General features: G+C 73.9%; 13 protein-coding genes, 1 tRNA gene and 1 pseudogene. 3 read left to right on the top strand and 12 right to left on the bottom strand.

Features of this window, described 5'->3' with window-relative positions; all coding sequences use genetic code 11:
- Window positions 1–214 precede the first annotated feature (214 nt).
- Both ACLWS4_RS35315 and ACLWS4_RS35310 read left to right on the top strand, forming a co-directional pair.
- Window positions 215–1,513, top strand: a complete 1,299-nt coding sequence (locus ACLWS4_RS35315) for a glycosyltransferase 87 family protein (protein ID WP_416876277.1) — start codon at window positions 215–217, stop codon at window positions 1,511–1,513.
- 153 nt (window positions 1,514–1,666) lie between these two features.
- A pseudogene (locus ACLWS4_RS35310) lies at window positions 1,667–1,795 on the top strand (glycosyltransferase); the annotation flags it as partial.
- 49 nt (window positions 1,796–1,844) lie between these two features.
- Here the strand turns inward: ACLWS4_RS35310 and ACLWS4_RS35305 are convergent.
- The 9 genes from ACLWS4_RS35305 to ACLWS4_RS35265 all read right to left on the bottom strand — a co-directional run bounded on the left by ACLWS4_RS35305 (window position 1,845) and on the right by ACLWS4_RS35265 (window position 14,178).
- Complete coding sequence (locus ACLWS4_RS35305) at window positions 1,845–2,912, bottom strand: acyl-CoA dehydrogenase family protein (RefSeq protein ID WP_416876276.1); 1,068 nt, start codon at window positions 2,910–2,912, stop codon at window positions 1,845–1,847.
- Complete coding sequence (locus ACLWS4_RS35300) at window positions 2,912–4,057, bottom strand: acyl-CoA dehydrogenase family protein (protein WP_416876275.1); 1,146 nt, start codon at window positions 4,055–4,057, stop codon at window positions 2,912–2,914. The genes ACLWS4_RS35305 and ACLWS4_RS35300 overlap by 1 nt, the downstream gene beginning before the upstream one ends.
- A gap of 85 nt (window positions 4,058–4,142) precedes the next feature.
- Window positions 4,143–5,336, bottom strand: coding sequence for a CaiB/BaiF CoA transferase family protein (locus ACLWS4_RS35295; RefSeq protein WP_416876274.1), 1,194 nt, complete (start codon window positions 5,334–5,336; stop codon window positions 4,143–4,145).
- Between the two features lie 162 nt (window positions 5,337–5,498).
- Window positions 5,499–6,944, bottom strand: a complete 1,446-nt coding sequence (locus ACLWS4_RS35290) for a CoA transferase (RefSeq protein ID WP_416876273.1) — start codon at window positions 6,942–6,944, stop codon at window positions 5,499–5,501.
- Between the two features lie 69 nt (window positions 6,945–7,013).
- On the bottom strand, window positions 7,014–7,751 hold the full coding sequence (locus ACLWS4_RS35285; protein WP_416876272.1) for a helix-turn-helix domain-containing protein: 738 nt from the start codon (window positions 7,749–7,751) through the stop codon (window positions 7,014–7,016).
- A gap of 171 nt (window positions 7,752–7,922) precedes the next feature.
- A complete protein-coding gene (locus tag ACLWS4_RS35280) occupies window positions 7,923–8,636 on the bottom strand; it encodes a DUF4232 domain-containing protein (RefSeq protein WP_416876271.1) in 714 nt (237 codons plus the stop codon).
- 127 nt (window positions 8,637–8,763) lie between these two features.
- Window positions 8,764–11,484, bottom strand: a complete 2,721-nt coding sequence (locus ACLWS4_RS35275; protein WP_416876270.1) for a BTAD domain-containing putative transcriptional regulator — start codon at window positions 11,482–11,484, stop codon at window positions 8,764–8,766.
- 471 nt (window positions 11,485–11,955) lie between these two features.
- Window positions 11,956–13,230: a hypothetical protein gene (locus ACLWS4_RS35270; RefSeq protein ID WP_416876269.1), complete on the bottom strand. Its 1,275-nt coding sequence runs from the start codon at window positions 13,228–13,230 to the stop codon at window positions 11,956–11,958.
- A gap of 318 nt (window positions 13,231–13,548) precedes the next feature.
- Window positions 13,549–14,178 (bottom strand): hypothetical protein, encoded by a 630-nt coding sequence (locus tag ACLWS4_RS35265; protein WP_416876268.1) that lies wholly within the window; start codon window positions 14,176–14,178, stop codon window positions 13,549–13,551.
- Between the two features lie 791 nt (window positions 14,179–14,969).
- On the opposite strand from ACLWS4_RS35265, the gene ACLWS4_RS35260 reads away from it, so the two are divergent.
- A complete protein-coding gene (locus ACLWS4_RS35260; protein ID WP_416876267.1) occupies window positions 14,970–15,416 on the top strand; it encodes a hypothetical protein in 447 nt (148 codons plus the stop codon).
- Window positions 15,417–16,003: 587 nt separating this feature from the next.
- Here the strand turns inward: ACLWS4_RS35260 and ACLWS4_RS35255 are convergent.
- The 3 genes from ACLWS4_RS35255 to ACLWS4_RS35245 all read right to left on the bottom strand — a co-directional run bounded on the left by ACLWS4_RS35255 (window position 16,004) and on the right by ACLWS4_RS35245 (window position 17,097).
- A tRNA-Met gene (locus ACLWS4_RS35255) sits at window positions 16,004–16,080 on the bottom strand.
- Between the two features lie 33 nt (window positions 16,081–16,113).
- Window positions 16,114–16,290 carry a hypothetical protein gene (locus ACLWS4_RS35250; RefSeq protein WP_416876266.1) on the bottom strand — a complete coding sequence of 59 codons (177 nt, stop codon included), beginning with the start codon at window positions 16,288–16,290 and terminating at the stop codon, window positions 16,114–16,116.
- 258 nt (window positions 16,291–16,548) lie between these two features.
- Window positions 16,549–17,097: an FG-GAP-like repeat-containing protein gene (locus tag ACLWS4_RS35245; RefSeq protein ID WP_416876297.1), complete on the bottom strand. Its 549-nt coding sequence runs from the start codon at window positions 17,095–17,097 to the stop codon at window positions 16,549–16,551.
- Window positions 17,098–17,114: the final 17 nt, after the last annotated feature.

Genomic DNA, 17,114 nt, shown 5'->3' with positions numbered 1-17,114 from the left:
TCCAGGCCTACAGGTGGGCGAACGCGGAGCGCCACACGGGACTCATGCCCCGATTCTGCGGGAGAGGACGGTGATCGTCGTCAACTGACGGGTTGACAACGGGGGTTGGCGTCATACCACGGGTTGACGCCCGGGATCGCATCCCGGTTTGACGATCCCGGCCTCCCGGATCCCGAGACTGGTGTGCACATCCCGACCAAGGAGGCTGGGCCGGTTGAGCGCACCACGTCTGCTGACGCACCGCACCATTTCCAACACCGCGTCCGAGCCCGGTGCCTGGCGGGCACACCGGCTGCCGCCCGTCGTCGCCTGGACGCTGTGCGCGCTCTTCGCCGGAGGACTGGGCCTGGCATCGACCCTCGGCCCTCACCGGGTGTGGGGCGCGACGGCGGCCGGGGGGTACCTGGCGGCCGCGCTGCTCAGCGGACTCGGGCAGGGGGTGTGGCGGCGCCGGGCGGTCCGGGTGGCCGCGGCCGGGTCGGTTCTGGTCCCGCTGGTCCTGCTGGTCCTGCGCGGCCAGGGGCAACTGGAGCTCGACGTCGTCCAGCGCTCGGGTGAGCGACTGCTGTCCACGGGCGTTCCGTACCTCGACCGGCCCGCCGCCCTCGCGGACTACAACCCCTACCTTCCCGGCATGGCGGTCTTCGGCCTGCCACACGCGCTGCTGGGCGACGTGGTCGCCGGCGACGCGCGCTGGTGGTTCACGCTGTCCTTCCTCGCGGTGATCGCCGTCTCGGCCCGCATCACCGCGGGGCGTCGCGGAAGCGTGGGGCTGGCGGCACTCGCCGCTTTCCCCGCCGTCGCCCTCCCACTGGCCGTCGGAGGGGTGGACCTGCCGGTGAGCGCGCTGATGTGCCTGGCGCTGGCGCTGGCCGGGACCGGGCGGCCGGGCGGCACCGGACTGGCGCTGGGCGCGGCGGCCTCCTTGAAGTGGACGGCCTGGCCGCTCGTCCCGGTCGCGCTCGTCCTGCTCGCGACGGTCCGGGGACGGAGCGCGGCGCTGCGGGCCCTCGCCGTCACCGTCGCCGTCGCCGGGACGGTGGTGATCCCGTCCGTACTGGCGACCCCGGGTGCCCTCCTGGAGCACACGGTTCTGTTCCCCACCGGCGCCGGCGTCACCGCCTCCCCCGCGGACAGCCCGCTGCCCGGTCATCTCCTGGCAGCCCACGTGCCCGGGGGCCGCGCGCTCGCCCTCGCCCTCCTGGCGCTGGCCGCGGCCGCGGTGGGCACCTCGCTCCTGACCCACCCGCCCCGGACCGTCGTCGCCGCCTCCGACCGGCTGGCCCTCGGGCTGGCCCTCGCCATCTGCCTGGCCCCGGCCACCCGCTTCGGCTACCTCGTGGTGCCGTTCGTCCTGGTCGGCTGGGTCCGGCTCCGCCCGGATTCCCTCGATCCAGGAGACCGCATGCGCACCGTCGCCGTCCCCCGGCAACACCCCACCGGCCGTCACGCCCCCCGACGCCGACTGCGCTGGACCCACGCCCTGCTCCGGCGACTGGGCCGCCGGGCCTGAACCGTGCCGCGCACACTCGTGGTCACCAACGACTTCCCGCCCCGACAGGGAGGGATCGAGACCTTCGTCCACGCGATGACGGAACGCTTCGCCCCGGACGGCGTCGTCATCTACACGTCCTCCACCCCGGGCGCCGCCGCCTTCGACAACGCCCTCCCCGTGGAGGGGCTCGGCATCGTGTTCCTGGAAGCGGCGGCGGCCGGCCTGCCGGTGCTGGTCGGCAACTCCGGCGGCGCCCCGGACGCCGTGCTCGACGGGGAGACGGGACGAGTCGTGGGCGGCACTCCACCCTGTCGAGCACCGCGAATGACGACAGGCGCGGGGCGAGGGGTCAGGGCGTGGCGGTGAGGGTGGGCCAGAGGGTGGCGGCGGTGACGGACCGGGCCAGGGCGGGCGCCCAGGTGGTTTCGTCACCGTCCTCGTCACGCCAGGACCACAGGCGGGTGGTGGCGAGGTGGAGCGGGCTGAGCCGGGTGATGCCGATCGCGCCGTGGAGTTGGTGGGCGATGCGGGCGATCTCGGCGGCCGAGGCGGATGCCTGGGTCTTGGCGGCGGCGACGGCGAAGTGGGCGGCCACCCCGCCGGTGTCCAGGGGGGTGGCGGCGGCTTGGACGGCGGCGCGTACCAGGGCGGCCTCCTCGATGAGCCGCGCCTCCTCCTGCTTGACGGCCTGGAAGCGGCTGAGCGGACGGCCGAACTGGGTGCGGGCGGTGGTGTGGGCGACCGTCAGTTCCACGCAGCGTTCGGCGGCTCCGGCGATCAGGGCGGCCCGGGCCAGGGCTGCGCGGAGCCGGGCCTCGTCGAGCAGTTCCGGGGAGATCCGGCGGACCTGCGAGGCGGGGATCTCGAGAGCGGCGAGGTGCAGGTCGTCGCGGGGCTCCTCGGCGAGGTTGCCGCCGGGGGTGAGGACGGCCCGGTCGGGGGCGAGGGTGAACAGGACAGGTCCGGAGGGGGCGGCGGCCAGGACGGTGACGGCGGTGGCGGTGCGGGCCCAGGGGACGCGACGCAGGGTGCCGGTGACCAGCAGGGTGTCGTCGTCGCCCAGGCAGCCGGCCGAGCCGACCGGGGAGGCGGCCGGACGGGCGTAACGGATCGTCAACTCGGGCGCGATGGCGTAGCTGAGCGGGCCGTCGGGGACGGGGAGGCCGACGCGGCGCAGCAGCGGGCGGGCGACCAGGGCGGTCTCGGCGAGAGGGGCGGGGACGGCGCGGCGTCCTGCCTCCTGGGCGGCGGCGAGGAGTTCGGCGGTCGGGGCGTCCGGGGCGGGGAGGGCTACGGCGTCCGGGGCGGTCGTGTTGGTGACGACGGCGATGGAGTCCGCGTCGGCGTGGAAGGCGGTGGTGTCGTAGGCGTCGGCGGAGATGACGGGGGTGCTGGTGTCGATCGTGTGGGTGTTCATCAGTGCTGCTCCAGACCGCGAGTGATGATGCCGCGAAGGATCTCGTTGGTGCCGCCGCGCAGCGTGTAGCCGGGGCTGTGCAGCAGGGCGAAGGCGAGCAGTTCCGGGTGGCTGCCGGGGGTGGCGTGCGGGTCGGCGGTGGTCGGCAGGACGCTGCGGACGGTGTCGACCAGGGTGCCCTCCAGGCGGGTGCCGAGGTCCTTGACCAGGGCGGCCTGGGTGTCGGGCGAGGCTTCGGTGTCCAGGGCGGCGGCCACGCCGAGGGACAGTCGGCGGATGCCGTGCAGACGCGCTGCCAGAACGCCGACCTGGGTGAGCTGTTCGGCCGTCGCGGGGCGCTGCTCCAGTTCGCGGAGCAGGGAGACCAGCAGGGGGAAGGTGGACAGGTAGCGTTCGGGGCCGCTGCGTTCGAAGGCGAGTTCGCCGGTGACCTGCTTCCAGCCGTCGCCCCGCTGCCCGAGCAGCATGCCGTCGGGGACGTCGACGCCTTCGAGGTGGAGGGCGTTGAAGCGGTGCTCGCCGCTCATCAGCCGGATCGGCTCGACCCGCACGCCCGGGGCGCGCAGGTCGACGATGAACTGGCTGAGGCCGGCGTGCCTGTCCTCGGCCTCATCGGTGCGGGCGAGGACGATGGCGTAGTCGTTGACGTGAGCGCCGCCGGTCCACATCTTGGTACCGGTCAACCGCCAGCCGTCGGCGGTCCGTTCGGCACGGGTGGCGACCGAGGCGAGATCGGAGCCGCTGCTCTTCTCACTCATGCCGATGGAGAAGAAGCACTGCCCGGCGGCGATCCGGGGCAGGAAGAAGCGGCGCTGCTCCTCGGTGCCGTGCTGGAGGACGGACGGGCCGGTCTGCCGGTCGGAGACCCAGTGGGCGCTGACCGGGGCGCCGGCGGCGAGCAGTTCCTCGATCACCACGTAGCGCTCCAGGAAGCCGCGGCCGGCGCCGCCGTACTCGACGGGCAGGGCCATGCCGACCCAGCCGCGCTCCGCGAGGCGGCGGCTGAAGTCGGGGTCCCAGCCGGCCAGCCAGGAGTCGGGGCGGCCGAGTACGGTGCCGCGGGCGCGCTCCTCGTCGAGAAAGGCGCGGACCTCGGTACGGAGCCGGCGGGCCGATTCGGGCAGGACGACGTCGGGGAATGCCATCGGTGAAGGCGTTGAAGGCGACATGGTTCATTCGCTCCTGGGCTGGTGAACGAGCGGTTGGCTTCTTCTCGGTACGGGAGTTCGGTCAGCCTGTGGGGTGCAGCAGGGAAGGGTCGAAGCCGGCTTCGCGGAGGACCTCCTCGGTGTGCTGGCCGATGGCCGGGCAGGGCCGCAGCTCCGGCTCCGGGTAGGCCGAGTAGCGGACCGGGAGGCCGATGACCCGGTAGCGGCCCTCGGTGGGGTGGTCGGCCTCGCGCAGCAGGCCGCCCTCGCGGGCGTAGGCGGTGGTGGCGGCGGAGGCCAGGTCGAGCACGGGGGCGGCCGCGATGCCCGCCCGGTCGCAGAACTCCTGCCACTGGGCACTGGTGTGGTGTCCTGTCAGTCCGGCGAGCAAGGGATAGAACGCGTCGGCGTTGCGGGCCCGGTCGGGGCCGGTGGCGAAGCGCGGGTCGGCGGCCAGTTCGGGGCGGCCCACGAAGGCGGTGAAGTCCCGCCAGTTGCGGTCGCTCTGCGGCAGGATGCACATCCAGCCGTCAGCGGTGCGCAGGGCGCGGCGCTGCGGGCTGAGCGAGCGCGGCGAGCCGAACGCCCCGTCGGTCTCCAGGGCGGCCGCGCCCAGGTGCTCGACCAGGTTGAAGGCGAGCATGGTGTCGGCCATCGGGACCTCGATGTGCTGTCCGGTGCCGCCGTGCTCCCGGTGGTGCAGCGCGGCCAGGACCGACTGGGCGATCTGCATGCCGCAGATCTTGTCGGCCAGCACGGTGGGAACGTAGTGGGGTTGGCCGGAGACCTGGTGGTTGAGCCAGACCAGGCCGCTGGCCGCCTGGATGATGTCGTCGTACGCGGCGTGGGTGCCGTAGCGGCTGTCGCTGCGGAAGCCCTGGGCGTTGGCGTAGATCAGGCCGGGGTTGACGGCCGCGACGTCGTGGTAGCCGAGGCGGAGCTTCGCCAGGGCCTGCGGGCGCAGGTTGGTGATGAGGACGTCGGCGGTGCGCAGCAGGGCGAGCAGGGCGTCGCGGCCGTGCGGGGCCTTGAGGTCGATGGCGGCGCTGCGCTTGTTGCGGTTCAGGTTGAGTGCCGCGCCGCCCATGCCGGGGTGGCGCTGGGGCGGGTAGTGGCGCGTCATGTCACCGCTGGGCGGCTCGACCTTGATCACGTCGGCGCCCAGGTCTCCCAGTTGCTGGGCGGCGTACGGAGCCATGATCACGCTGGCCAGTTCGATGACGCGGACTCCGGCGAGGAGTCCCCGGCCGGACGGGCCGCTCGGCTGCTCGGACATCGGGCTGTGCCTCCTGGGGTGTCGGGTGGGGTGGGTGAACGGTGGTGCGGTACGGGCGGCCGCGGACCCGTGCTGCCGACGAGGCGGATGCGAAAGGACTCGCCGCATCGGTCGGCACGGGGTAGCGGTTCCGGTTGCCAGGGCTGGTCGCGCAGAAGTGGCTTAGCGCCACTGGAGCGCAGCGGACCCGAGCGGGGTCCGCCGGCCGGGCTGGGGGACCGTGCGCCCGCTGTACGCGAACGGTGTCGCCGGTTCGGTGAGCGGGCCGAAGTCCGTCTCCGTGGTCGACAGCGCGGCAAGCGGCGCGCGCCCGGGCCGGGGCAGGCCGAGTACGTCCTCCCGCGCGAGCAGACCGAGTTCTCGCACCCAGTGGCACACCCCGGCCAGGGTCACGCGGATCCGCCACGAGCCGCCCTCCGCCGCACGTCGGCGCAGGACGGTTGCGACGGCGGCAGCCCCGAGGTAGGCGGCGAGGTAGTCGTTGAGCAGGTACGTCGGCGGCAGCGACGGCCGGTCGGTCCACTCCTCGACGGCGAATCCGGTGGCCGAGCAGGCGAGTTGGTCGAACCCGCCGCGCTCGCCCCACGGACCGTCGGCGCCCCAGGCGTGGTATTCGAGGGTGATGAGTCCGGGGCGGCGCCGGACGAGTTCCTCGGTCGACGCCCCGTGCCGGGCGAGTCCCCGGTAGGCGTGGACGAAGACGTCCGCGTCCTGGAGCGCGTCGTGGAAGGCCGCACGGTCGTGGTCGTCGCGCAGGTCGCAGTAGGCGTTGCGCTTGCCGCCGCCGGTCATCGCGATCATCGGGATCGGGTCGGGGCGGTCGGGACGCGACAGGTGCAGCACGTCGGCGCCGAACTGGGCGAGGAGCCGCGCCGCGACGGGACCCGCGATGACGTGGGTGAGATCGAGCACCCGTACGCCCGCGAGCGCCTCGTCCGCCGCCCCGATCGGCTCCAGCGGCCGGACCGGTCCGTCGCCGACACGTTCGATCTCGACGACCGGGCGCTGTGCGACGTACCGCCCCGCCGGGTGCGCGAGCCACTCGTCCCGGCTGCGCACCGCGCAGGCGACGCCGCCCCGCGCGCAGACGACCTCCTCCAGCGTGAAGGCGTCCCAGCCGGCCACGGCCTGCGCGATCCCCACCTTGTCGAGCCCGCACCTCAGCACGGAGTGGACCGCGTCCCGCAGATGCGGATAGGTGGTGATGATGAAGATCCACCGGCCGTCGCGCGCCCGGTAGAAGTCGCTGTTGCCGAGCAGGGTCGGGTCGTCGAGGAGGGAGAGGAGCGGGCGTCCCGAGAGCGTCGTGTGGTACGTCGCCATGAGCTGGTCGATCGCGGCCCCGGCCTGCACCTCGACCCTCTGGTGCGGGTGGCCGCGCTGTTCGCCGACCGCCGCCGTCTGCCGCCCGAAGACACCGATCGCGGCGGACATGGCGTCGGCGAGGCGGTGCACCGAGGGCACCAGGGGATCCGCCCCGACGACGGTGACGTCCTCGGCCCCCCGGGCCGGATCGGGGTCGCCGAGCGTGTGCAGCAGCCAAAGGACGATCTCGGCGGTGGACGGCGGAGGCGTCGGCCCGGCCGTGGTCAGCGGGTTCGAAGTCATGCCGGGATGTTCGTTCCCGACACGGCACGAGCGCCCGCGTTCACGGATATCCGTGAACCGGTGCGGACGTCACGTCCGCCCCTCCTGGATGTGCGCGAGGAGCCGGGCCGCCGCCCGGTCCAGACTCAGCCGCTCCGAGCGGCCACGGCGCCGGTGCGTCAGAACGAGGGCACCCGTGACGACGGGGCCGTCGGTGACGGGGATCGCGAGCGCGCTGACCTCGGGATCGGCCAGACCCTCGCTGCGGCTGATCCGCGACGCCCGGATCCCCGGAAGAGCGCGGCGGAACTCGGCGACCGCCTCGGGGTCGTGGCGGGCAAGCTCGTCGAGCAGCCCGCGGCGCTCCGCCTCGTCGGTGAGGGCCAGCAGCAGACGGCCCGCGGCGGTGCGCAGGAGCGGCCGGGCCATGTGCTCGTCGGCCAGCGGCAGGAGGCGGGGGATCTCGTCCTCGCCGCCGCGCGCCAGGTGCACGGCGTCGAGCCCGACCCGCACCGTGAGCAGCACCGGGGTACCCGCGACGCGGCTCAGTTCGTTGAGCTCGTCCTGGCTGATCCGCGGGACGACCCGGCCGGCGATGAGGTTGAGGACGTGCGGGGCGGGCCCGAGCCGGAAGCGCCGGCGCTGTTCCAGCAGGAACCCCGTCGCGACGAGTCCGTTGACCAGGTCCTGCACCGAACTCGCCGGTGCCCCGGCCGCCCGCGCCAACTCGGCCACGGTCACCCCGCCCGGCGCCCGCGCGGCGGCCTCCAGGATCCACACGATCCGGTCCACCGTGCGGTGCGGCCGTCGTCGGCCGTGCTCGCTCATCCCGCCCGCCCTGTCCCTGTCGTACGTCGCCGGCCGATCACGCCGGCACGGCCCGCCGGCTCTCCCCCACCCGACGATCAGGCCGGCCCCGGCCTGGCACCTGCCTACACCGGCGCCTGATCCACGCCGTCATGCCGAGGCTCGTGCGAACGGACGGGGCCGCGCCAGGCGCTACCGTGCCGCGAAGGCCCCGACCTTGAATTCGGTGCCGCAGACGCTGAAGACGCCGCCCGGCGAGCCGTTCGCCTTCATGACGTTCACCGTGGTGCCCGCGTCCTTGGGCAGCGCGACCTTGACGTGGGACGCCTGCACCGCGCACGTGTAACGGGCCGACGCGGTGCCCTCGCCGTTCACGTCGTTGTACAGCACGTCCGCCACCACCGCGGCGCCCGCCGGGATGTCGACCGCTGCCGAGCCGGCCGTGGAGTTGTCCCCCGAGACCGGGCTCGCCTTGCCCTGGTCGTCGGCGGCGACCACGGTCGTCGGGCCGACGATGGTGCAGGGGGCACCCGAGCTGTTGGTGATCTTGAGGGTCGCGGCGGCGGGCTGCGCGTCACTGGCGTGGCCCGAGGACTGGAGGAACGCCACCGAGGTGTTCTTGGTCGTGCAGGCCGCGGTGACGCCGCCCCCGCCGGTGCCGGAGGACGTCTTGCCTCCACCGCTCGTGCTCGTCTTGCCCCCGGACGGCGCCGAGGCCGCAGCCGATGCCGAGGCCGCAGCCGGCGCCGACGCCGAGGTGGAACCCGACGGGGCGGCTGCTGACGCGCTGGTGCCGGCGGCGCCACTGTCCTGCGTGCCGCTGACGTCGTTGCAGGCGGTCAGGGACAGGGCGAGCGCGGCGACGGCGCCGACGGCGAGCAGGGTGGGACGGGTGGTGGTGCGCATGGCTGGTTCCCCCGATTCTCGTTCGTGGGTCGCGATCCTGTACGAGGTCGCTTCCCCTTGCAGGAACGAGGGTGTTGCGGCGCGCTGGCAGATCACTAACGAGCGCGGCGGCGGTCCTAACGCCTGGCTAACGCGCCAGGATCCTGGCGTGTGCCGCCGCGTGCCGGCGCCGCAGTTCGGGCAGTGCGTCCTGGTCGGCGATGTGCAGCAGGGCATCGAGCGCGGTAACGGCGCCCGCGTCGTAGCCGGTCCGCTCGGCCTCGAGCGCGGCCTGCGTTAGGCAGCGCCGCCCGGCCACGGTGTCGCCGAGCCCGGCCAGCGCCTCGCCCTGCCAGGTGCGCAGGAGCACCCGCCGGGCGACCGCCTCGTGCTCCGGGCCGAGGCCGAGCGCCACCTCGGCCGCCTCGTACGCCTGCCGGTGGCGGCCCGCGCCGAGGTGGATGCGGGCCAGGTGCTGGAGCGCGAGCATCCGGGTGTGCGCGTCGTCGGCCTCGGTGGCGAGGGCGAGGGCTCGGGTGCAGGCCGTTTCGGCGGCGCCGGGTTCGTCGTCGGGGAGGGCCGCGGCGAGGTTCACCAGGGCGGTGGCCTCGCCGAGTACGTCGCCTGCGCAGGCCGCGAGTTCGGGTGCGACGCGCAGGTGCCGGACGGCCTCGGCGGTGCGGCCCTCCTCGGCGAGCACCCAGCCGAGCAGGGTCAGGACGCGGGCCTCCGCATAGGGGTCGGCGCAGGCGCGGGCGTCGGCGAGGGCGGCCTCCAGGGTGGGCGCCCAGTCGGCGAGGACCCGCCAGACCACGAGCGGCCACTGGGTCACCGCGATCCGCCAGGCCCGCTCGGGCCGGTCCTCGGCGCGGGCCGCGGCGGCGATCAGGGCGAGGTCGTCGCGTTCGGCGGCGAACCAGCCGAGCGCCTCCTCCCGGCTGGTGAAGTCACGTACTGCGGGCGGCTGTTGAAAGTCATCGGGCTGCACGAAGGCGGGCTCTCCGCCGGGTTCCGCGGCCTCGGACGCGGACAGCGCGGTCGCCACGCAGTGGTCGTACAGGCGCAGCCGGGCCGCGGCGCGGGCGGCCGGGTCGCGGCTCTGGCCACGCGCGTAGAGCCGGACCAGGTCGTGCAGGACGTAGCGGCCGGGGGCGGTCTCGGTGACCAGGTGCGCGGCGACCAGGCGGTCGAGGGCGCGGGCCGCGTCCGGCGGGGTCGTGCCGGCGAGCGCGGCGGCGCTGAACCGGTCGACGTGCGTGCCCGGGTGATGGCCGAGCGCGGTGAACAGCTGCGCCGCGTCGGCGGGGAGGTGGGCGGTGGTGAGCCGCAGCGCGGAGGCGACGCCGATGTCTTCGGCGGCGAGCAGCTCGAGCCGCTGGCGCTCGTCGGCGAGCCGGTCGGCGAAGGAGGCGAGGCCGAGGGCGGGGAGTTCCACGAGCCGAGCGGCGGCGACCCGCAGCGCGAGCGGCAGCCCGCCGCACAACTCGGCTGTACGCCGGGCCGCTTGGGGATCGGCGGCGGTGCGGTGCTCGCCGAGGAGACGGGTGAGCAGGGCCACGCTGTCGTCGGTGGCGAGGACGTCGAGGGCGAGGACGCGGGCGGCGTCGGAGGCGACGAGACCGGCGAGGCGGGCACGGCTGGTGACGACGGTGACGCAGCCGGGTCCCGTGGGCAGCAGCGGACGCACCTGGGCGGAGGTACGGGCGTTGTCGAGGACGACGAGCAGGCGCAGTTCGGCGGTGAGCGAGCGGAACAGGGCACCGGCGGCGTCCGCCGACTCGGGCATCCGGCGCGGTGGAACGCCGAGAGCGACGAGGAACTCCCGCAGCAGCTCGGCCGGTTCGGGGTCCGAGGTGTCGCTGAACCCGCGCAGATCGGCGTAGAGCGTCCCGTCGGGGAAGTCGGAGTGCCGGTCGGCCGCCCAGCGCACGGCCAGCGCGGTCTTGCCGACCCCGGCGGGCCCGGTGACCACGACGACCGGCCCGTCAGGTCCGGCCGCGGCCGCGGTCAGCGCGGCGCTCTCGACGGTGCGGCCGTGGAATCCGCGCGGGGTACGGGGCAGCAGGTTGGGCCGGAACTGCACTGACTCCAGGACGGGTTGGGGCGCATCTGCCCGGACCGCGGGGGCGCTTTCGGGGCCGAGAGCGACGGTGAAGGCGGCGGTCAGCTCGGCGCCCGGGCGGGCGCCGAGCTGGTCGGCGAGGACCTGGCGGGCGTGGTGGTAGACGTCCAGGGCCTCCGAGGAACGCCCCGCGTGGTGCAGCGCCTCGACCAGTCGGGCGGCCAGCGGCTCGCGCAGCGGATGGGCCCCGGTCTCCGGCCGCAACAGCTGGACAGCGCGCTCGTGTTCGCCGCCCGCGACGTACGTGTCGGCGAGCAGCTCGACCGCGGCGAGCCGCGCCTCGTCCAAGGTGTGCGCGGCGGAGCGCAGCAGCGGCGACGGGTAGGCGCCGGCCAGCGCGGGGCCCTGCCACAGGGCGAGCGCCTCGGTGAGCAGCGCGGCCCGGTCACCGGGGTCGGTGGCACGGCGGGCGAGCGCCACCAGGCCGTCGAAGCGGTGGGCGTCGAGCAGCGTCTCCGGCAGTTCCAGGTGGTACGCGGAGCCGCGCGTGCTCAGCTCGACGCCGTACGCCGATGCGTCGACGCCCGCCAACAGTGCCCGCAGGCGCGAGACATGGCCTTGGATCACGGTGCGCGCGTGCAGGGGAGGTTCGTCGTCCCACAGCGCCTCGGTGAGCGTGTCGACCGAGACCGCGACATTGGCCCGCAGCAACAGCATCGCGAGCAGGCTTCGCCGCTTGGCGGGCCCGAGCGGCAACGGCCCGTCGCTCCCGCTGACCGACACGGGGCCGAGGACCTGGAACTCCATGGACGGAACCCTATCGTCCGATGGCTACTGGGAATCGGGAGGTCGAACTTCACGGATACCGCACTGCTCCGTCACCGACCACGTACTCCCACTCGACTGCTCTGTGCCCCGGCCCGCACCCTCGCCGGACACCGACTGCTGCGCGAGCTGCGCCGCCGACACCCCCTGAACGCGGCGGCAGCGCCAGGTGGCACACCGCCGGGGCCCGACGGGGCAGGACTGCTGACCGCGCTGTACGGACGCCGGGCGCCGCGCCTGCTGCTGCCGGACTTCGCCACCCGGGCCGCGCTGCTCGGCGGGCGCGGGGCCCGGGAGAGCGTCGCCCGCACCGGCAGCGACTACGGCCCGTCCGAGGGGGCCGGCTGCACGGTAGGTGGTATCGGGTGGCGGAGGGACGGCCTCGCCCCGCCCGCCGCGTGCCCCCGAGCCCCCGGGCGGTCCTGTGGAAGCCGACCGTGCTGGTCCTGGTGCTCACCGTCGGGCGGTCCTCGCCCGGCAGGCCTCGCAGGCGTGGACGCCGGTGTCGCCGTAGCGGCGGATCGGTGTCCCGCAGCCGGCGCACGGGCCGATCTGCCAAGGCTCGCAGCCGTGGGCGAGGGCGGCTTCGCGGCGCTGGGTCTCGGTGGCGTCGAGCCGGCGGTCCTGCCGGGGCACCGTGAACAGCCGTTCGGGGACCTCGTCGAAGGTGTGCAGGCCGGTGCCCGCGGAGTTCCCGTGCCGGGGCCGGGGGTCGTTGAAGGTGAAGGTCTCCTCGCCGTAGCGGCAGGTCGCGTCGAGTTCCTGGCGGGTGTAGGTGATGCCGGCGTCCCCGGCCCCGGGTTCGGCCGGGGAGTCCTCGTCCTCGTCGGGGCCGAACATGTCGTGCCAGCGGTCCCGATCGACCGCGGGCACCCACATCCGGGAGACGGAGCGCGGGTCGTGCTGGTCGGGGATGCGCATCGGCACGAACTCGCCGTCCGCGCTGGCGACGACGAGCTGGTCGACCTCGGTGGGTGCCTTCGCGGGCAGGCACAGCGCGGGCAGGAACCACTCGGCGTGGAAGCGCCCGCAGGAGCTGCCGTTGACCGGGCAGGGCCGCACGCTGCTCGGCAGGCACTTCCACTGCTGCAGGTGCCGCACCCCGGCGCGCACCACCATGGCGAGCGGGGAGGCGATCTCCTTCCAGCTGAAGTCGTCGACCCGGGCCCAGGGTGCCCGCTCGACGACGGCGGAGCGGTCGGTGTCGGTCACCCACAGCGGGACGATCCCGTGCTCGGCGGCGGCGCGGGAGCGGCGGCGGACGGTGTCGGCGGTGATCGGCGAGTACTGGGCCTCCCATCCGATCCGCCGGCCATTGTCGCCGGTGACGAGGACGTCGGTGCGGATCCGGCCGTCGGTCGCGCGGGCTTCGATCTCGGCCCGGTGGCCGTGGCGTTCGGCGGCCCGGGCGATCCGCTCCTTCATCGCCTGGTGCTTCGCGCTCTCCTCCGGGGTGGGGGTGTGGCGCACCGGCAGGTGGGCGGCCACCCAGACGGTGCGGCCGCCGACCGTCCGGCGGCGGATCGTCATCCACGGGGACCGGCCGTCCTCCTCGGCCTGGCAGGCGCCGTCACCGTGGTGCTCCAGGCACTCCAGGAGCTCGCGCTCGCGCCGGTCGATCGGGGTGGTGACCTCCTCCAGCAGGCCGGGCCGACCCGGATGGCCGAGGTCGGGCATGGTCAGGTTGATCTCGATGCCGTACGCGGTGTGGAAAACTCCGTTCGCCATATCCGGAGAATAGAAACAGGAAGCGGCAATTTAAACACCGGTGCGAATGTTTAGAATCGGCGAATAAAAGCCTCGAATAACATCAGTCCCACGGTCAACAGGGTCCGGCATTCTGTTTGAATTCCACCCGTGCCCGCCGGTCCGACCAGCGGACCTGCGGGCATCCGCGGGTACCGCGAAGGGCCTGGGAGAGGACCTGGGCACACCCGTCCGGAACGCGGCGACCACCGTCCCGGCCTACGTCGGCGACCACCAGGCCGAAGACGTCCTCGCCCGGGTCGCCACCGGCATCGGCATCACGGAGAAACCCACCCGGCCCTAGCGGGCCAGCGCGGCGGAATCAGCGGCGCGAGGCCGCACAACGGTCGCCTCCGGGCGGTACGGATCGGGCCTCAAGGCGTTTGCCAGAGGCGACGAGCGCAGGACGTGCCGGTAGCCGGCAGCACCGCCACCCCACAGGGACTCCAGATAGAACACCTTCAGGATCACGGCGAGCTCTGCCTCGGTGACGTCCACGCTGCGCCGACTGGAGCCCTCTACGGTCCGCGCCCTGGCGATCGCCGCGCCCAGCAGGTCGGCGTCGACCCCGGGGAGGAGGCCGGCCTTCGCTTCCTCGCGGACGGCGTGGAGAAGGGGCATGTCGAAGGCACGCACGCTGATCGTGGTGTCCGGCACGCAGTCGTCCACCGGTACGACGGGCTGCTCGGCTGGACGGTCCCGCAGGGCCCGGTAGCGCAGCAGGTCCTGCCCCAGGCCGGTTACGCGAACTGCCCACGCCGGGCGGGCTTCGCCGACGGCGAGACCGTCGAGCAGTTCGGGACTCGCGAACTCGCACACCTTCGCTCCGACGAGCCGGCGCACGGTCCCGTGCTCCGCGATCCGGCGTTGCAGAGGCAGCTCCCCGGTCAGCCAGCCCGAACTCTCGGCAGCGACGGCCTCCAGCAGCACCCACTCATCGTGACTCAGAGCCACAAAACTCTCCCTCAAAGTGACTGTGCCGCCGATCCTGCCACGCCGCCCCCGACGGCGCCCCGGCCTTCACAAATCCCGGGGGAACACGGCCGGCACCGTCCGACCCCTGACCCCTCATGCCACCGTCGCCCGGACCGGGTGCAGCGCGATGCCCAGGCATCGGTCTGGACAGGCGGCTCCCGGACGACGGGCAGGCCGTGGGGGCGGCGCCGATCCAGCGGGACTCTCACACCACCACCACTCCCCCGCCGCTACCGCGGGCGACGCCCACCACGGCCATGTACCCGCGCAGTCAGCCGTCGTACGGGGTGGGGTCGGCGCTGGCCGCGAGCCGGCCGAGCACCGGGCGGCTGGCGGACTTGTACGCGGCGGCCTCGCAAGGCGATGCCTGGACCGGTCGGCAAGTCCCTTCCCAGGCAGAGGAGTTGAACACTGGCGGCGACCGCCGCGCCGTCAGCTACCGCCGTCGCCGGCGACCGCTCCGGCCGCGGTGCAGTGCGGGTGCGAGAGGGCTACGTGCCCCGCACCCGTCGGCGCCGAACTCTGCTTTCCCGGTCGGGGGTTCGGCCTCCCGGGAGGGGCGGGCCAGGGGTTTGCGCGATCACCGACAGGCCATTCCGGTCATTCGGTGGCCGATACCCGCGAAAGGTCGCCTTCTTCCCGGATGCCGCACCCCGGGGTGCGGGGGACTGCCATGCTGGCACCAGCGGAATGTGACATTTCACATTCCGCCCATCCTCCTATCCCTGCCCCGAGGAGAGACACCCATGAAGACCACCGTCATCGCCGTCGTTGCCGCCGCCGCGACCCTAACCACCCTGGCCACCGCCCAGGGGGCCGCCGCCGCGCCGGCCGCGCCGGCCGGGCCGGTCGGCGCGGTCGTGACCTGCGGCACCCCTGGCGCGCCCGGTCCGCTGCTGACCCGGGCCTGCGTCGAGGTGACCGGCAACCAGGTCCGCTTCTACGGGGTGGCCACGGCCGGTGACCCGTCCTGGCAGCCCCAGTCCGTCGGCTTCGCCGTCTCCGGCACGGTCGTCGGCGGCGCCCCCCTCGCCCCCGTCAACCCGACCGTCCTCGTCCAGGCCGGCTCGAACCAGGTCGGCAGCGTCTTCTCCAACGCCCCGTGCGGCGCCACCGTCAGCAGCACCTTCTCGGTGAACCAGCCCGGCTGGCCCGCCTCGACCGCCACCGTCTCCACCGTGGTGGCCTGCTGACACCGGACTCCCGCAGGTGTGCCCCGGCCCGCCCGGGGCACGCCTCGCCACCGCCCCTCGGCGGGAGGGCACTCTTCCAGCCGCAGCAGGTCAACCGGGACCCGCAACCCGCCACGGCGAACCGGCCGATGTCGCGCAGCCCGAGCACGGGAGCCGGCCACCGCTTCCTCCCCGGTCGCGGCGGCAGCGTCCAGCGCAACCGCCCGCTCACTGCGCCTCCCGACGCCGCCGGAACCCCGTTCGCCGCCAGCCGCACGCTCGGGAATCCGGGCGATCGAAGCCCAGTTCCGGGTGCGGGAGGGCTACCGGGTACTGGCGACGTGGGCCATTGTCGACCTGGAAACGATCGCCCGCGACACCTACCGGAGCGCCGAGCTCGGCCGGGGCAATCACTCGCCGACCGACCTGGCCGAGCGGCTCGGCGGCTCGCCATCGGCAATCTCCGCCGCCGCGTCCGGGACCGGCTGGAATCCCCCGATCAACAGGTCAACCGGCGTGCTGGCGCACCGAAGAACCGGCGCCTTCAGTAGAGGTCGAGGAACGCCGAAGGGGCGGACACGTGACTGTGTCCGCCCCTTCGGCGTTCGTGGTAGCGGGGACAGGATTTGAACCTGCGACCTCTGGGTTATGAGCCCAGCGAGCTACCGAGCTGCTCCACCCCGCGTCGTGCTCCCGACTGTACGGCACCAGCCGGTGATCACCAACTCGGTTCGGCCCGGGCATCGGCGAACAGCGCGAGGGCCGCGCTGATCTCGTTCGGCTTGAGGGCCGCCGTGGCCAGGTTCTTGCTCTCGCCAGCCGGGGGCTCGGGCGGCTGCCAGTCGATACCGACGGCGGTCAGCACGGCTACCAGGTGCTGTACGGCGGAGGCCAAGCGGTCGGCGTTCTCTCCGGACAGGACGCGTCCCGCCTTGCTCTGGAGGTCCGCCAGGGCCTTCCTCTGGGAGGCGACCCGTTCCACGTCGGGCGTAGGGCGGCCACCGCCGCGCCGGGGTCGGTGCGGTGGTGGCCGCCCTCCTCGCCGTCGGCGAGCCGCCCCGCCCGGTGGGCCGCCGCTGCGAACGGTGGTCCCGTGCAAGCGCATTGGCCGGGCAGGACGAGTCGGAGGAGTTGGACGGGGCCGACCGGCCGGTCACCAGCCGTCGGTGAGCCGGAGGGCGTGGGAGAAGGAGGCTCCGCCCGTGTTCGTCCATTCGTCGAGGACGCCGTAGGTGTCGTCGCGGGCGATGAGGTCGGCGCGGCCGGTGCCCCGGAAGTCACCGGCGACCGTCTGGGAGAACGGACCCCACCCGTCGGTGACGAGCACCCGGCCGGCGAAAGTACCGTCCCCGTTACCCGGCCACATGTACAGGTTGCCCGTCGCGTCCTCCCTCGCCATCAGATCCGCGTGCCCCGTCCCCCGGAAATCACCGGCGACCGTCTGCGAGAACGGACCCCACCCGTCGGTGACCAGCACCCGACCGGCGAAGGAACCGTCCCCGTTACCCCGCCACATGTACAGGTTGCCCGTCGCGTCCTCCCTCGCCATCAGATCCGCGCGGCCGGTCCCCCGGAAATCACCGGCGACCGTCTGCGAGAACGGACCCCACCCGTCGGTGACCAGCACCCGACCGGCGAAAGTACCGTCCCCGTTACCCCGCCACATGTACAGGTTGCCCGTCGCGTCCTCCCTCGCCATCAGATCCGCGCGGCCGGTCC

It is taken from the genome of Kitasatospora sp. SC0581, from assembly GCF_048159585.1.
Classification (GTDB): Bacteria; Actinomycetota; Actinomycetes; order Streptomycetales; family Streptomycetaceae; genus Kitasatospora.
This window is presented reverse-complemented; position numbering and strand designations above follow the sequence as displayed.

What these genes read in the sequence shown, in the direction of transcription:
- ACLWS4_RS35305 (WP_416876276.1), bottom strand. Translation starts at nt 2,912, where the DNA reads ATGAACACCCACACGATCGACACCAGCACCCCCGTCATCTCCGCCGAC.
- ACLWS4_RS35300 (WP_416876275.1), bottom strand. Translation starts at nt 4,057, where the DNA reads ATGGCATTCCCCGACGTCGTCCTGCCCGAATCGGCCCGCCGGCTCCGT.
- ACLWS4_RS35295 (WP_416876274.1), bottom strand. Translation starts at nt 5,336, where the DNA reads ATGTCCGAGCAGCCGAGCGGCCCGTCCGGCCGGGGACTCCTCGCCGGA.
- ACLWS4_RS35290 (WP_416876273.1), bottom strand. Translation starts at nt 6,944, where the DNA reads ATGACTTCGAACCCGCTGACCACGGCCGGGCCGACGCCTCCGCCGTCC.
- ACLWS4_RS35285 (WP_416876272.1), bottom strand. Translation starts at nt 7,751, where the DNA reads ATGAGCGAGCACGGCCGACGACGGCCGCACCGCACGGTGGACCGGATC.
- ACLWS4_RS35280 (WP_416876271.1), bottom strand. Translation starts at nt 8,636, where the DNA reads ATGCGCACCACCACCCGTCCCACCCTGCTCGCCGTCGGCGCCGTCGCC.
- ACLWS4_RS35275 (WP_416876270.1), bottom strand. Translation starts at nt 11,484, where the DNA reads ATGGAGTTCCAGGTCCTCGGCCCCGTGTCGGTCAGCGGGAGCGACGGG.
- ACLWS4_RS35270 (WP_416876269.1), bottom strand. Translation starts at nt 13,230, where the DNA reads ATGGCGAACGGAGTTTTCCACACCGCGTACGGCATCGAGATCAACCTG.
- ACLWS4_RS35260 (WP_416876267.1), top strand. Translation starts at nt 14,970, where the DNA reads ATGAAGACCACCGTCATCGCCGTCGTTGCCGCCGCCGCGACCCTAACC.